This is a genomic window from Rhizobium sp. Root149 (genome assembly GCF_001427345.1).
Lineage (GTDB): Bacteria > Pseudomonadota > Alphaproteobacteria > Rhizobiales > Rhizobiaceae > Neorhizobium > Neorhizobium rhizoryzae.
This window is the reverse complement of record NZ_LMGD01000001.1, coordinates 119,536-134,734: the sequence shown is the minus strand read 5'-3', so window position 1 is coordinate 134,734 and position 15,199 is coordinate 119,536. Positions and strand designations below refer to the sequence as shown.

Here is a 15,199-nt window from a genome sequence, read left to right as displayed (position 1 = left end):
ATCGTCTTCAACGCCGCCGCTTGCAGAAAGCGGCGGCGTTTTTGTTTATCCGCCGATGGGTCCATCGCGAGGGAACCAAGTCACCATCCCGGTGTTGTCTGGCAGAACAAACACAGGGAGAATTGGAATGTTGAAGTCGATGATTGTCGCATCTGCGACCCTTTTCATGTCGACTGCGGCCTTTGCGCAATCCACCGTGATCGTATCCGAACCGCCTCCGCCAGGCGCGGTCGTCGTTCGCGAAATGCCCGCGCAGGTACGGACTTACGTCATGCAACAGAGCGTCCCGTCCGTTTCCTATCAAGGCGACGTTCTGGTCGGGCGCGTGCTGCCGCAGGATGTCGATGTGCATGTGGTCGATGGGTATAATGACTATGCCTACACAGTCGTGAACGAGCGCCGTGTGGTTGTCGATCCGGGCACGCGTCGTGTCATCCAAGTTCTTGATTGAACGAGAAGCTCCCGGCGTGAACCGAGTTGGGTTCACGCCGAGACAAACTTATATTTAATAAATCATAAATTTATTATGTAATGTGAGTAGTATTCGTATATCGATAGCTGATTTGTATTTCGAATGAACTTAATCTCTTCAACGAAATCTCAACAGATTTAATACATAGTCATTGTATTAATCTGGGTTGGAGAGCTTATGGATTATCTTTACGTCACCAAGGGATCTGGAAACTGCATCAAACCTTATCTTGCAGCTTCCTATTGCGGGTATCAGCTGGATATCATCGAATTGAACCTCTTGGGTGGCGAGCATCGTTCGGATGCCTATCTGCGAATAAACAGCCGTGGACAGGTGCCTTACCTCGTCACCAAGAGTGGCGTTGGGATCGGTGAATCGAATGCGATGCTTTGGTTGATTGCAGACGGTTCCGACCTCATGCCGGATACGGCTGTCGAACGAGCCCGCAGTCTGCAGTGGATGTTCTTCGAGCAGTCCAAATTGGAGCCGTTCATTTCACCTGCCCGTTTTCTCACCTTCATTGCTCCGCAGCTTGGGCAGGGCAGGGAGGCCGATATTGCCGTCTGGTTGGAAAAAGCCAGAAGCGGCCTCTCTAGCCTGGAGGCTCATCTGGGTAACAGCAGCTTTATGCTGGGAGAGCGCTACGGAATCACGGACATCGCTGTCTTTGGCTATGTGCACGTGGCACACGAAGCAGGAATAGACATGGCCGAATTCCCAGCCGTTCAGCGGTGGATCGGCCGCGTTTCCTCCACGCCCCGGTTCCGACCGTTGGCCGAACTCTGCACCACTGCGCGCCCGTTCTCACAGGGCCTCGTCTGAATGAATATAGCGGGGAGGACGCTGGATGCCCAAGGTGAGTGTAGCGGAAAGAGTGACGCTTCAGCCCGAAGAGCAGCCCGTTGTCTGGCAGGGCGGCGATTTGCTGGATCGGCTTTCAACCGCGGTCTGGATTTTCGACATTGATGAAGGACGTGTTGTCTGGGGCAATGAGATGGCGCTGGAAATCTGGGCCGCCATCAACCTTGAGGAACTGCGCGCCCGGCGCATGAAAGACAATATGTCGCCCGCAGTGTCTCGCCGCCTGCTTCAGTATCAGACGGACTTCATCGACAAGGATGCCGTTTTCACCGAAATGTGGACGCTGTACCCGCGTGGCGTCCCACGCCCGCTACAGGTCCGCTTCAGTGGCTTCCGTCTGCCTGATGGACGCATGGCCATGCTCTGCGAGGGGCGGGACGAAATGAGCCTGGTGCCGGAGGCTATCCGTAGTGCCGACGTTCTCCTCCACACCCATCTCATGATCTCTCTGCATACGATTGAAGGGAGAACTCTTTATTGCAATCCGGCTGCCAGAGCTGATTTCGATATCCGGTATGGCTCGCTCAGTGATCGTTTCGTCAATCCGCAAGACTTTGAATCCCTGTTGCAACGATTGAATGGTGGTGGTGAGGCAAGGCTGATCGCTGAAGTCTACACAGCTCAGGGAAAGCGCTGGCATGAACTCATTGCGCGTTCCTGCTTCGACCCGGTGTCAGGCTCGCCCTCCCTCATCCTCAGCGAATCGGACGTCACCGAACTCAAGGAAGCTGAAGCGCTGGCGCAGAAGCTTGCGCATCATGACCCCCTGACGGGCCTGTTCAATCGACTGAGCCTGCCGATTCGCTTTGAGGAACTGACAACCAAGGCAGAGCTTACGGGTTCGCGCATCAGCCTGCTTTTCATTGATCTTGATCAGTTCAAGACAGTCAACGATACGCTGGGGCATCTCCAGGGAGATAACCTGCTGCGGGATGTCGCGCGTCGGCTGCGTGAAATCTGCAGCGAAGACGACATTGTCGTGCGTCTGGCAGGCGATGAATTCCTGTTCTTGCTATTTCAGCACAACGACATGCCATGCCGGGTGAAGTTGATCGCAGACCGGGTGCTGGACAAACTGGCGATTTCCGTCGAAAGCGACCGGCACCAGATCGTGGTGACGCCAAGCATCGGAATTGCACATTACCCCGATCACGGAACCGATATCCAGACGCTGATGCGCCGGGCAGATCTTGCCATGTACCAGGCGAAGGCCGCAGGCAGGAACCAGGTCTTCGTCTACAACGAAGCTCTCAGCCGGGCTCGAGAAGAGGAAATCGAACTGCTGACCGGCCTTCGCGACGGCCTTCGATATGGGCAGATCGTTCCGTTCTACCAACCTCGTGTCAGCGCCGTCGATGGAAGCATCATCGGTATGGAGGCGTTGGCACGATGGAAACATCCGAAGCTCGGGATGGTGCCACCGTCGACCTTTATACCTCTTGCGGAAAAGGCTGGCCTCATCAACCAGATCGGGACGATCGTTCTGGAACAGGCCGTCGAGCAGCGCGAGAAATGGATGCGCAATGGGATAGACCTGACGATTTCCGTCAACCTGTCCCTCCGTCAACTTTGCGAAACAGACTTCAGCGCCGTCGTCGAAGCCTGCCTCAACCGGCATTCCTGCCCACCGGAGCGCCTGGAGCTGGAATTGACCGAGACACTCTTCTCCGACAGTGATCCCATCATCCAAGAGAATCTCAACAGGATCAGAGAGCTGGGCGTCCGGATCGCGATCGACGATTTCGGGACTGGCTATTCCAATATCGCCCGACTGAACGAGCTGGCGGTCGATTGCATCAAGATCGACCGAAGTCTGGTCTCACAACTTCCAAAAAATGAGGAAATGGTCAGCCTCGTCATTGCGATGTGCAAACTCATGCAGGTGACGATTGTCGCAGAGGGTATCGAAAACGAAACCGTCGCTGAATGGGTGCGATCCCATGGCGTCCACGAACTGCAAGGTTACCTTTACGGAGCGCCGCTTCCGGCAGCTTGCGCGGAAAAACTCGCCCGCAACAGCAATCTGCGGTTTGCGGACATTTCGGTCGAGCAAGACCACTTTGTCGCTGCCGGGATTTAGAGAATTAAAAAATGGCGCCGATCAGCAATCGGCGCCAGTGAGGCTCGGAAGATTGCGTGACGCTCAATCGTTGGCTGAGATCGAAACGCCCAGCATGTCCGGGAGCGAGTTCGGAGCCGCCTGCGCTGCGCCAATGATCATGGGAAGCGGAACCGGATTGGCAGGTTCTGCCGTGATCGTGATGTTCTGCGGATTGTCGAGGTAGGCATTGACTGCGCTGGAAACAGCGTTCTGGAGCTTGGGCAGGTTCGCCTGGGCCATTGCCAGCGGCACCATTCCCTTGAGCATCATCGCCATTTGTTCGCCTGAAACATTCTGGCTCTTGCCTGCATAGTTCAGGGATCTCTTGGTGATACCGTCGTCCGAGAAGCTGATCTGCGCGCTGTTGAAGGTCAACTGCTGGAGAAGGCCAAGCATGGCAAGGCCCGCAGCCTGCTGGGCAGCTTCCTTGTTCGGGTTGGCTTCCATGGCCGCGGTCGTATCGCGCAGCGACTTGAGGAAGCTCGGCGTATAACCGGACAGGCTGAACGTCATATCGAGACGACCGATATTGGCGAAATCGAAGGCATATTCCGTGATGTCGATCGTTCCGGGGCCAACTTCCCATTCGCCTTCCATAGTGATCGTACCATCGATCTTGGTCAGGCCAAGGCTTTCAATGGTCGCCTTGGCATTGGCATCGTCAACGGTAGAGAGATCGACCTTCACGCCATCGACAGAGGCGCTGAAGCTCAGGCTGGAATTGTCGTCCGAGCGTTCGGTCGTCACTTTGGATTCTGCGACAGCAACGACCTGCTTCCCGTCAACTGTTACCTCAACCGGACCGCTGTGCGCTTCGTCATAGACCATCAGGGAATCAATGGTGTCACCATTGGCATTGCCAGGAATGTAGAGGCCTGCGAAGTAGAGATCCTTTGCGGTGATCTTGGTCTTGTCTTCGCTGGCGTTGATGTTGGCGAACGTCATCTTTTCAACGGTGTAGCCGCCGCCCTTGGCATCTTTCACGCCGGTCAGTTGCACGTCGCCGATATTCAGACGCGAGCCACCCTTGGTATCGCCGACGGTCACACCCTTCAGGGTCACGTTGGAGCCGTTGATGTCAACGGACGCTGGAGTGATGTTGCCGGGCTGAAGATTGAAGCCGGCGGTCAACTTCTTCATGAGGTCGGCGCCGTCGAGGGCAAACGCAGGAGAACTGACAAGCCACAATGCAGCCCCGACGGAAAGAATTTGTTTGGAACGAATATGCAGCATCAAGCGATCCTCCAGCGGTCGGCATGGCAAACTGAACTCTGATTCCCGCCCTTTATATGCGCTCCGCTCAAAAGGTCCATGGGGCACACAGGACAGCGGTCGACCTATCGCTGCTGCGTGCTCATCCACAGGCCGATTGCATCGCTTTGTTGCCGGGAATCAGGGTTTCCGATAGTCAAGGGCCATGGGAAAAAATCTGACACCTCCGCCCGACGACGATGGCGGCGATAACATTCTGCCGGTGGACCTGAAGGCCGCCCTTGAGGAGCGTTATCTCGCCTACGCTTTGTCAACGATTATGCACCGCGCGCTTCCGGATGTGCGTGACGGCCTGAAGCCGGTGCATCGCCGCATTATCCATGCCATGAGCGAGATGGGGATCAGGCCCAATTCCGCATTCAAGAAGTGCGCCCGTATCGTCGGCGATGTGATCGGTAAGTTCCATCCGCATGGCGACCAGTCGGTCTATGATGCGCTGGTTCGCCTGGCGCAGGATTTTTCGCAGCGTTACCCCGTGGTCGACGGACAGGGGAACTTCGGCAATATCGATGGCGACAGCGCTGCTGCCTATCGATACACCGAAGCCCGCATGACCGAAGTAGCGGCTCTGCTGCTGGAAGGCGTCGATCAGGACGCCGTCGATTTTCGTGCCACCTACAACGAGGAAGACGAAGAGCCGACCGTTCTGCCGGGCGCTTTCCCAAACCTTCTGGCCAATGGCGCATCGGGAATCGCGGTGGGCATGGCAACATCCATACCCCCTCACAACGCACATGAACTCTGTGACGCGGCTCTGCATCTCATCAAGCATCCGGATGCGCCGGTTGAAAAGCTGGTCGAGTTCGTGCCAGGACCGGATTTCCCGACCGGGGGTGTCATCATTGATGGTCGGGAGTCGATCATTGATGCCTACAAGACTGGTCGCGGTGGTTTCCGCGTCCGTGCGAAATGGGAAACCGAGGATCTGGGCCGTGGCGGCTATCAGATCATCATCACGGAAATTCCATTTCAGGTTCAGAAGTCCAGGCTGATTGAAAAGATCGCGGAGCTTCTCATCGCCCGCAAGCTTCCGCTGCTGGAAGACGTGCGCGACGAATCGGCCGAGGACATCCGCGTCGTGCTGGTGCCAAAGAACCGCACCGTCGATGCGACGCTTCTCATGGAATCACTCTTCCGCCTGACGGAACTGGAAAGTCGGTTCCCGCTGAACATGAACGTGCTGTCCATGGGCAAGGTGCCGAAGGTGATGGCCTTGAACGAGGTTCTGCTGGAGTGGCTGCAGCACCGAAAGGACGTGCTGATCCGCCGTTCGCGTTTCCGCCTGGCTGCCATTGAGCGTCGGCTGGAAATCCTCGGCGGTCTGTTGATCGCCTACCTCAATCTGGATGAAGTAATCCGCATCATTCGCGAGGAGGATGAGCCGAAGCCGGTGATGGTTGCCAAATGGCAGCTGACCGACGTGCAAGTCGAGGCCATCCTGAACATGCGCCTGCGCAATCTGCGCAAGCTGGAGGAATTCGAGATCCGCAAGGAGTTCGATGAACTCACGAAGGAGAAGGCCGATATTGACGCCCTGCTTGCCTCCGACGACAAGCAGTGGAAAGTGATCGAGCATGAGATTCAGGATGTTCGCAAGAACTTTGCCAAGGGCAAGGGAAAGCCGTTTGCACGCCTGACCCAGTTTGCGGACGCGCCGGAGGCCGATATCGAAGCCATCCAGCAGGCCATGATCGAGAAGGAGCCGATTACGGTCGTCATTTCCCAGAAGGGCTGGATTCGTGCGCTGAAGGGTCATATCGGCGATACGTCCGGTCTGACGTTCAAGGAAGGTGATGGATTCAAGATCGCTTTCCCCGCGCAGACGACCGACAAGATCCTGCTCCTGACCACCGGAGGCAAGGCCTATACGCTGGGAGCCGACAAGCTGCCCGGTGGACGTGGCCATGGCGAACCGATCCGCATCATGGTCGATATGGAAAACGACCAGGATGTTCTGACGGCCTTCGTGCACGACCCATCGCGCAAGCTTCTGCTGGCCTCGACGGCTGGCAATGGGTTCATCGTGCCGGAAACCGAACTCGTGGCAAATACCCGCAAGGGCAAGCAGGTCATGAATGTTTCCATGCCTGACGAGGCAAAGCTGGTGATCACCGTGGCGGGTGATCATGTGGCGATCGTGGGAGAAAACCGGAAACTGCTGGTGTTCCCGATGACGCAACTGCCGGAAATGAACCGCGGCAAGGGCGTGCGTCTGCAGCGCTACAAGGACGGCGGTATTTCCGACATCAAATGCTTTGCCATTGCTGAGGGTCTGACCTGGGAAGATAGTGCCGGGCGGGTGTTCTCCAAGAACAAGGACGAACTGCTTGAATGGCTCGGTGACCGTGCAACCGCTGGCCGCTCCGTGCCGAAGGGCTTCCCGCGTAGCGGAAAGTTCAGCGGCTGATCAAGGATAGGAGACGGTGTGATCGCGCAGTAAGCGTGCCGCACCGTCTGCATCGATCTCGCCGGGCGCGACAGCGCGAGCGAGCATGTTTAGTTATCATTTCCTAAATCATACCGTTCCCAGCCTCTCGGAGTCAGATGCTCCTGCGGCTGGTAGCGCGTCTTGTAATGCATCTTTGCAGAACCCTTTACCCAGTAGCCGAGATAGACGTGGGGCAGGCCCAACTGCCGGGTCCGATTGATGTGATCGAGAATGATGAAAGTGCCGAGTGATCGCTTCTCCATGTCCGGCTTGAAGAAAGAGTAGACCATGGAAAGGCCATCGCTCATCAGATCGGTCAGCGCCACGCCGATGAGTTCCCCTTGCGGCTTGTCTCCGATGCCTTGGCCCGGCACGCGACGGCGATACTCAACAAGGCGCGTGTTGACATGGGTGTCTTCCACCATGATCGCATAGTCGAGCGCCGACATATCCGACATGCCGCCGCGCTGATGGCGGCTATCGAGATATTCCCGGAAAAGGGTGAACTGTTCGGTAGAAGGTTGGGTCGGGACCATCGTCCCCACCAGATCGCGGTTCGCACCCAATACCTTGCGCATGGTTCGGTTTGGCTCGAACTCGTTCGCCAGAATCCGAACCGAAACACAGGCCCGGCATCCCTCGCAGGCCGGACGGTAGGCAATGTTCTGAGAGCGGCGAAACCCGCCCTGTGTCAAAAGGTCGTTCATCTCGGCGGCGCGAGGACCAACAAGGTGAGTGAAGACCTTGCGTTCCATCTCGCCCGCAAGATACGGGCAGGCTGCCGGTGCCGTCAGATAGAACTGAGGAGATGGCGTTGCCTGGGTATTCATGCGTAGAGCTTGACCTTTGCTAACATCCAGTCGGCACACATGCCTTCCGAGCCTGAATCAATAGCATGGCGCAACTTCCCAAAAGGTCAACAGAAGCCGCGCAACTTGACGCGATCAAACCGTTCGCACGACCACCGTTCCGAGCAGCATGTCGTGCACCAAACGTGAGCGATCCGTGAAAAGGCCAGCCAAGAGTATCAGCGGGGTGAGGATCGAGTTCAAGATCCAGAAGAGCACCATATGAACGACTGCCGTCAGGAAATCCAGGCGACGACCATCGACCCGCATCATCGCGATGCCTGCTGCCCGCATGCCGGGGCTCGCCTGCGAGCGACCACCAAGCGTCATGCCGAAATAAATCAGCGCGACGATGACGAAGAGAGCCGGATAGAGGAAGAAGCCAAGTCCGAGCGTGATGATGCCGAGGAAAAAGACCACGATCGCCGCCGGAATGCAGAGAAGCAGAACCAGCATGTAATCGATCACGAAGGCAAAGATCCGGCGAGACAGCACGCCGCGATAGGCGCGCCAATCTTCCGGTGCGGCAACGACAGTGCTGTTATCCAACGACATCAATAGTCTCCCTCAGTTCAGTAAATGAGATATGGGAAGCCTTGATGAACTCTACAATATGGCTTCGCTGAAGGGGACTTTAGCTCCGCGCCAGCTTTCTGGCGACCTCGATCGCGAAATACGTCAGGATCCCGTCACAGCCCGCGCGTTTGAAGCAGAGCAAGGTCTCCATCATGATGCGCTCGCCATCGATCCAGCCATTCATAGCAGCGGCCTTGATCTGCGTATATTCACCGGAAACCTGATAGGCATAGGTCGGGAGGCCGAAGGCTTCCTTCATGCGCCAGCAGATATCGAGATAGGCAAGCCCGGGCTTCACCATCAGCATATCCGCGCCTTCTTCTACATCGAGTGCGGCGTCGCGCAGGGCCTCGGTGCCATTGGCCGGATTGATGTAATAGCTGTTCTTGTCGCCCTTCAGCAGACCGCCGGTGTTGATGGCCTCGCGGTAAGGGCCGTAAAAGCCGGACGAAAACTTGGTGGCGTAGGACATGATGCCGACATCCTGATGCCCTGCCGCATCGAGTGCGCGGCGAATTGCTCCAATCCGTCCATCCATCATTTCCGACGGCGCGATGATGTCGGCTCCGGCATCGGCCTGCATGATCGCTGCGCGGGACACCTGATCCACCGTCTCATCATTGATGATGACGCCGTCGCGAAGAATTCCATCATGTCCGTGGCTGGTGAAGGGATCGAGCGCCACATCCGTGATGATGCCGAGGTTCGGAATGGCCTGTTTGACGGCGCGGGTGAACTGATTGATGAGATTGTCCCGCTCAAGGATCTGCGAGCCTGTGGGATCCCGCTTTTCCATTTCGATGTCGGGGAAAGGGGCAACAGCCGGAATACCAAGCTCGGCTGCCTCGCGTAGCGCTTCCACCGCCTTGTCGACACTCATACGGTTGACGCCCGGCATCGCCTTGATCGGATCAACGATGTTTGTCCCCGGTACGATGAAAATCGGCCAGATCAGATCATCGACCGTCACCCGGTTTTCTTGCGTCAGCCTGCGCGTCCAGTCCGCCTTTCGGTTGCGTCGCATGCGACGGTGGCCGGTGATCTCATCGACAAGATGCGTCTTGTTGCTCATGGCTGACCTCATTGCATTTCAATTATGGTGCATGGCCTACCATGTGAGCCGGTTGAAGGCGAGGGGCAGGGGAGCACGCTCTGGCATGGAGCACCCAACGCGGCTATTCTGCATGGATGGAGATTGATTCACCCGCCTCGCCGAAGCGCAGTATCGCTGAAATTCTATTTGTCGTGTTCCTGCGCGGCATCGCTGTTGTGTGCCTGTGGTTTGGTCTCCAGTATTGGAGCATGCTGGTCGGCTACTCCTTCGGTGGGCGTGCCAGGTTCGATCTCCTCACGCTGCCCTGGCGTGTTGCAGGCTCGGCGCTGGCTGTCGTCTTTCCGGTTGCATCGCTCGGTCTATGGATGGCGACTTCCTGGGGACCGGTGCTCTGGGTCATCGGTGCCGGTACGCAGATCCTCATGTATCAGGTCTGGCCCGAAATCTTTGGCCGCAATCTCGTTGTTCCGCTGCTCCATGGACTCGTTGCTGCGCTGTATATCCTGTTCCGGATCGCGCTTTGGGTGGAAGAAAAGCGGAAGTTCGAGGAGCGGGTAAGGATTGATTTACCCTGATTTTCAAGCTTTTGCGGCTGGATTTGGCTAAAAATTTAAACGTAAGCGACTGAATAAAAAGCAGAATTTATTATTCCGGCATGGGTGGGGCCAATCGGTCGAGCTGGGGAAAAGATGCGTTAGGGTTTCATTAGCCCTGTGTTTTAAGTCGAATTTTATGAGCATTCGATAGTGTCACTCACAAGGCGGGAAGAAAAACCAACACCGCCAAACAAAACAGTGAGGCAGACATGTTGAACAACCAGATCAAGCCGCAGGCAACTGCAGCAGCCGACAGTCATGAAGAAACTATTCGCAATCTTTACATGGAATCCCTGCACCTCGTCGAGCGCCTGCATCGCCGCCTGCTCGATGTGATCAAGGACGAGTTCGATCGTCAGGGACGCGACGATATCAACGCCGTCCAAGCGCTCCTCCTCTTCAACATCGGCAACTCGGAACTGACCGCCGGTGAACTTCGCTCTCGCGGCTACTATCTTGGCTCCAACGTTTCCTACAACGTCAAGAAGCTGGTCGACCTCGGCTTCATCAACCATCAGCGTTCGCGTATCGACCGTCGCTCGGTTCGTATCAGCCTGACCAAAAGCGGACAGGAAATCGCAGAAGTTGTTGGCAAGCTCTACGAGCGCCACATCGGCTCCATCGAAAAGGTGGGCGGTATCGGCGAGCCTGAGTTCGTCCAGATGAACAAGCTGCTCCAGCGCCTCGATCGCTTCTGGAACGACACCATCGCCTATCGCATGTGATGAGGCTCTACAGTCCGATCCACCGGACTGGCCTGCCACACCACAGACGACCTCCACTTCGAAAACCGGACGTGCCCAGCGCGTCCGGTTTTCGTGCTTTCTGGGTCTATATGGTCACGAATTTTACACACCGCTGTGACCGAAACGCTCCTGACAAGAATTGGCCATATTGCTATGGGACCGCGAAACAAGTGTTGTGGCGCAACTTGTCCTCTCCTTCCAGAGGCTCCCAGCGCCATGAAGAACGTGGATATTCGGGACAGCCTAATCTCCACGACGCTTTATTAACCATATCCGGTATAGGCATTGACGCTGTGCTGTCGGGTTAGATGGATTGAGTGATGTCGAACAAGAACAACTTCGAACTTATCTCGCGCAGATCGCTCCTGCGGTCGGCAGTCTCACTTGGAGCCGCTGCGGTGGCTGCGCCGGTTCTGGCTCAGGACGCGCTTCAGGACATCATTTCCGCTCCTCGCCGCGGCGCATGGGACGATCAGTTCGACGCCAGCGCTGCTTCGCGCGCAACGGTCAATGTTGTTTCCAACAATCCCGTTCTCGGGTCACAGGCGCCGGGTTACATCCAGCAGGCGATTGGCGAATATCAGGGCATCGTCTCCAACGGTGGCTGGCCTCGGGTAACGCCCGGGCAGGCGGGCTTGCGAATCGGTAATGCCGATCCGGCTGTGCAGCAGCTTCGTCAGCGCCTCATGATCTCTGGTGATCTGGCGCGCAACGCCGGTATGTCCACCTCGTTTGATTCCTATGTCGACAGCGCCGTCAAGCGTTTCCAGGTTCGCCATGGTCTGCCGGCGGACGGCGTCCTAGGTGAGTTCACGCTGAAGGCGTTGAACGTGCCGGCAGAAACGCGCCTCATGCAGCTTCAGACGAACCTTGTTCGCGTTCAGTCGATGGCGGGCGATCTCGGCATTCGCCATGTCATGGTGAACATTCCGGCGGCCTATATCGAGGCAGTCGAATCGGATCGCGTCGTTCTGCGCAATACAGCCATCGTCGGCCGTATCGACCGCCCGACCCATCTTGTGAATTCCAAGATCTACGAAGTCATTCTCAACCCTTACTGGACGGCTCCCCGCTCGATTGTCGAGAAGGATATCGTGCCGTTGATGCGCAAGGATCCGACCTACCTGAAGCGCAACAACATCCGTTTGTTCGACGGAAGGGGCCAGGAAGTCGCGCCGGAAACGGTTGACTGGAATGCGCCGAAGGCACCAAACCTGATGTTCCGTCAGGACCCGGGCAAGATCAACGCCATGGCCTCGACGAAAATCAACTTCCACAACAAGAACGGCGAGTACATGCATGACACCCCGCAGCAGGGGTTGTTCAACAAGCTGATGCGGTTTGAATCGTCCGGCTGCGTTCGTGTCCAGAACGTGCGAGATCTCGTGACCTGGCTGCTTCGCGATACGGCGCCGTGGAGCCGTCAGGAAATCGAGCGGGTTATCGCAACGGGCGAAAATACGCCGATCAAGCTGGCACAGGAAGTTCCGGTCTATTTTGTCTACATCACTGCCTGGTCCGCAAGGGATGGTGTCGTTCAGTTCCGCGACGATATCTACCAGCGTGATGGTGCAACTGAACTTGCACTGCAGACCAAGACCGGTACCGAGCAAAATCCCGGCTCGATCGAACAGGACATGCTGCCGCAGCAGTAAACATTTGGATTTGTCAGACCTGGAAGGCCGACCTCCTCGCGAGGCCGGCCTTTTTCATTTGTCGCCTCATCACTTTCATTATCGAGATTGGCTCTTGCATTCGAGACATCCATCTGATTTCCCGGATAAAGGGAATTTCAGGGGCAAGGGTCAGCATGAAGCCACACGGAGCTGTTGCAGCGATCAAATCGGGCAAGCACTGGTTTGCGCCTTGTCTGTTGCTTATTGTTGCACTCGTCAGCCTTGCGACGCTCGTTCCCAAGATTGCAGCTGCGCAGACAAAAGCCATAGATCCGGCGCTGGAATGGGCGAAGACCGCCCAAAGAGCCGAGCAGGCCCTGCAATCGGGTGAGGCGTCGTCCGATGCTTTCGAAGTTCTTCGATCCGAACTGGCCACCCAGCGGGCAGACGCCGATGCGATCGTCGACGGGGCAGGGCTTTCCATACGATTGCTGGAGGCGCAACTGGCAACACTGGGGCCCGCTCCCGGCAAGGACGACAAGGAGCCGGATCTGGTTGCGGCACGGCGCAAGCAGTTAGGCGATGAACTGGCCAAGGCGCGTGAGCCGGTGATGAACGCCAAGCAGGCATCGGCCCGGGCAAACGTTCTGATCGAGGAAATCGACAGGCTTGTGCGTTCGCGGTCGGCGACCAGTCTTTTCGAGCTCAGACCATCGCCGCTCTTCCCTTCAAGCTGGTCGGCCATGATGAGCGATTTCGATCGGCTGGATGCGAAGATAACCGACGACATCACCCGTTTGCGATCACCTTCGACCGAGCCGTTCGATTTTGTCGGCGATCGGCTCATTCCAGCCGCCTTGCTTTTGCTCGCAACCTTCCTTTTGCCAGTCGGCCTCGGCCACTTGCTGCTGGTCTATCTCGAACGTCGTATATCGGCGCCTGCGGGGTCTGTGCGGTTTGTCGGACAGGCTCTCGGCGTGCACGTGATCCGGCTGGTGTTCTCGCTGGTCGCCGCCAGTCTTGTCGTTATCGCGGCAGTTCTGCTGGAAGACGGCATCAAGTCAATCCAGAACACCTCCGGTGCAGCCATCGCGATTGCCATCGCATTTGTCATCGCAAACTCGATTGGCAATGTCCTCTACGCGCCTAGCCAGCCTGCGCTGCGTCTTATCCGGTTAAGCGATGGTCTTTCCCGCTCCTGCTATTGGCTCGGCATGGCGTTTGCCGGATCCATGGGGCTTGAGCTTCTGATGGAAGGACTGACAGAGGACTTCGCATTCTCGCCGGGTGGAAGTTCGGCCCTGCAAAGCGTCAGCATCGTGATCGGCTGCGTTATCCTTTTCGTCTTCGCAAACATCCTCCGGAAAGTTGCGCTGGAAGTAGCGACGGATGAGGATGATGACGCTCCCTTCGGTCCCGGCTTTTTCCGTATCGCCGGTCGAGCGGTGCAGGTTGTCGCGGTTCTATCCCTTATCGCTGCGGCGATTGGTTACGTGCCGCTGGCGCGCGCGGTGCTCGCACCCATCATGGGCAGTATCGCGATCTTCGGCCTGGCCTTCATCCTGCACTATGTGGTTATGCTGCCGGTGCGCGGCGCCTTGCGTGGCCAGCAATCATCGCTGGAACTGGCATCCATGGTCATTGCGGCGGTGATCGTCCTGGTCAGCCTGCCGCTTCTTGCAATCGTTTGGGGTGCGCGTGAAGCGGAACTCGCAGAGCTGTGGCGGCTCATTCAGAACGGCGTCGATCTCGGCGGTGCACGGCTGTCACCCAAAGTTCTTGTCGTTCTCATCGTCACCTTCCTCTTCGGCATGCTGTTGACACGCTGGGTCCAGCGGCTGACCGAGCGTATGGTATTACCCAAGACCAGGATCGACAGTGGCGGGCGCAACGCAATTCGGACCGGGCTCGGTTATGTTGGCTTCATCGTCTCGGCGCTGATGGCGATTTCTGTCGCAGGGCTCAATCTTTCGAACCTCGCCATCATCGCGGGCGCACTTTCAGTCGGCGTCGGTTTTGGCATGCAGACCATCGTGTCGAACTTCGTATCCGGCATCATTCTCCTGATCGAGCGACCGATCAAGGAGGGTGACTGGATCGAGGTATCGGGCTTTTCTGGAATTGTCCGGAAGATCGCGGTCCGCTCGACGCGGATCGAAACCTTCGACCGCCATGATGTCATCATCCCAAATGCCGACCTGATTGCCGGAACGGTCAAGAACATGACCTTGAGCTCGCGCGCAGGGCGCATGATCATTCCGATCAATGTTTCACGCCATGCGGATATCGACGGCATTCGCCAGATCCTGCTGGATACCGCGAAAGGCCATCCCGCCATCCTTGCACAGCCTGCGCCGCAGGTTTTTCTGCGAAACCTTGGCGCCAGCATGCTGAACTTCGAGCTTCGCTGCTATCTGCGCGACGTCGGAACCGAAACAGGCGCGCGCTCCGATCTGCTGCTGACCCTCAACCGGACCTTCGCTGATCTGGGTGTGGACATGCAGTCTGCCTGAAGGCTTCCTGAGGGCTTTTATTCTCGGATAATCTTTGAGCAGCGGATGAGAATCATCAGATGCTTTTCAAGTCTGTCCGGAATTGATCCGCAAATGTCGCTGTCCGTATTGCGCTT

Annotated in this window: 12 protein-coding genes; 8 read left to right on the top strand and 4 right to left on the bottom strand. The window is 57.0% G+C overall.

The annotated features are described in order from the left end of the window. Positions 1 to 127 precede the first annotated feature (127 nt). The 3 genes from ASD54_RS00645 to ASD54_RS00635 all read left to right on the top strand — a co-directional run bounded on the left by ASD54_RS00645 (position 128) and on the right by ASD54_RS00635 (position 3,413). A complete protein-coding gene (locus ASD54_RS00645) occupies positions 128 to 451 on the top strand; it encodes a DUF1236 domain-containing protein (RefSeq protein ID WP_062552684.1) in 324 nt (107 codons plus the stop codon). Positions 452 to 649: 198 nt separating this feature from the next. Continuing rightward, a complete protein-coding gene (locus tag ASD54_RS00640; RefSeq protein WP_062552683.1) occupies positions 650 to 1,294 on the top strand; it encodes a glutathione S-transferase family protein in 645 nt (214 codons plus the stop codon). A gap of 25 nt (positions 1,295 to 1,319) precedes the next feature. Then, positions 1,320 to 3,413 (top strand): bifunctional diguanylate cyclase/phosphodiesterase, encoded by a 2,094-nt coding sequence (locus ASD54_RS00635; protein WP_062552682.1) that lies wholly within the window; start codon positions 1,320 to 1,322, stop codon positions 3,411 to 3,413. A gap of 63 nt (positions 3,414 to 3,476) precedes the next feature. On the opposite strand, the gene ASD54_RS00630 is transcribed toward ASD54_RS00635, so the two are convergent. Beyond that, positions 3,477 to 4,667, bottom strand: a complete 1,191-nt coding sequence (locus tag ASD54_RS00630) for a hypothetical protein (protein ID WP_062552681.1) — start codon at positions 4,665 to 4,667, stop codon at positions 3,477 to 3,479. A 184-nt stretch (positions 4,668 to 4,851) separates the two neighbouring features. On the opposite strand from ASD54_RS00630, the gene parC reads away from it, so the two are divergent. Further along, the gene (gene parC, locus ASD54_RS00625) at positions 4,852 to 7,113 is read left to right on the top strand and encodes a DNA topoisomerase IV subunit A (RefSeq protein WP_062552680.1); all 2,262 of its coding nucleotides are present in this window, start codon (positions 4,852 to 4,854) and stop codon (positions 7,111 to 7,113) included. A gap of 89 nt (positions 7,114 to 7,202) precedes the next feature. On the opposite strand, the gene ASD54_RS00620 is transcribed toward parC, so the two are convergent. The 3 genes from ASD54_RS00620 to hemB all read right to left on the bottom strand — a co-directional run bounded on the left by ASD54_RS00620 (position 7,203) and on the right by hemB (position 9,630). Further along, positions 7,203 to 7,964: an arginyltransferase gene (locus ASD54_RS00620; RefSeq protein ID WP_062552679.1), complete on the bottom strand. Its 762-nt coding sequence runs from the start codon at positions 7,962 to 7,964 to the stop codon at positions 7,203 to 7,205. A gap of 114 nt (positions 7,965 to 8,078) precedes the next feature. After that, the gene (locus tag ASD54_RS00615) at positions 8,079 to 8,537 is read right to left on the bottom strand and encodes an RDD family protein (protein ID WP_062552678.1); all 459 of its coding nucleotides are present in this window, start codon (positions 8,535 to 8,537) and stop codon (positions 8,079 to 8,081) included. A 79-nt stretch (positions 8,538 to 8,616) separates the two neighbouring features. Continuing rightward, a complete protein-coding gene (hemB, locus tag ASD54_RS00610) occupies positions 8,617 to 9,630 on the bottom strand; it encodes a porphobilinogen synthase (protein WP_062552677.1) in 1,014 nt (337 codons plus the stop codon). A 116-nt stretch (positions 9,631 to 9,746) separates the two neighbouring features. Here hemB and ASD54_RS00605 point away from each other — a divergent pair, with 116 nt between their 5' ends. The 4 genes from ASD54_RS00605 to ASD54_RS00590 all read left to right on the top strand — a co-directional run bounded on the left by ASD54_RS00605 (position 9,747) and on the right by ASD54_RS00590 (position 15,083). Beyond that, a complete protein-coding gene (locus ASD54_RS00605) occupies positions 9,747 to 10,187 on the top strand; it encodes a DUF6163 family protein (RefSeq protein WP_062552676.1) in 441 nt (146 codons plus the stop codon). Positions 10,188 to 10,420: 233 nt separating this feature from the next. After that, complete coding sequence (locus ASD54_RS00600) at positions 10,421 to 10,933, top strand: winged helix DNA-binding protein (RefSeq protein WP_183898020.1); 513 nt, start codon at positions 10,421 to 10,423, stop codon at positions 10,931 to 10,933. 341 nt (positions 10,934 to 11,274) lie between these two features. Then, positions 11,275 to 12,609: a L,D-transpeptidase family protein gene (locus ASD54_RS00595; protein ID WP_062552674.1), complete on the top strand. Its 1,335-nt coding sequence runs from the start codon at positions 11,275 to 11,277 to the stop codon at positions 12,607 to 12,609. A gap of 155 nt (positions 12,610 to 12,764) precedes the next feature. Next, entirely contained in the window at positions 12,765 to 15,083 is a 2,319-nt protein-coding gene (locus ASD54_RS00590; protein ID WP_062552673.1) for a DUF3772 domain-containing protein, read from the top strand. The last annotated feature ends 116 nt before the right edge of the window (positions 15,084 to 15,199 follow it).